Genomic DNA, 395 nt, shown 5'->3' with positions numbered 1-395 from the left:
GACCCGCCACGAGCGCGGCGCTCGCGGCGCGCTTCGTCGGGCTGTGGCGCGCACCCGCGTCGTCCCTTTCGGGGTCGGCGGCCTTCGCTCGCGAACCCCATACGAACGCGGCCGTCAGCGCGATGATGACGAGGCCGAACAGTGCCGCGACGACGCTCGTCCACGTCGGGTGGAGCACGCGGTCGGAGAGGACGAGATAGGTGACTCCGGCCGTTACGTACGCCGTCGCGACAGCCGCCGCAGCCCACACGGCGCCGCGGCGCACGCGGCCGCGACCCAGGTCGTCGAGGCCGTAGGCGGCCAGCAGCGTGAACACGAAGACGAGCAGGATGATGCCGTACTTGTAGAGCAGGACGAGGTCGACGCCGGGGATGGCATACAGCATCGTGTTGACC

Annotated in this window: 1 protein-coding gene; it reads right to left on the bottom strand. The window is 70.6% G+C overall.

Annotated elements, in window-relative coordinates; translation table 11 throughout:
• The coding region (locus GO615_RS28360) for a hypothetical protein (protein WP_169133119.1) at window positions 1-395 on the bottom strand (395 nt) is incomplete at both ends.

This window comes from Aromatoleum evansii (assembly GCF_012910805.1).
Taxonomy (GTDB): Bacteria; Pseudomonadota; Gammaproteobacteria; order Burkholderiales; family Rhodocyclaceae; genus Aromatoleum; species Aromatoleum evansii.
The sequence above is the reverse complement of the archived record's forward strand: the minus strand, read 5'-3'. Positions and strand labels throughout refer to the sequence as shown.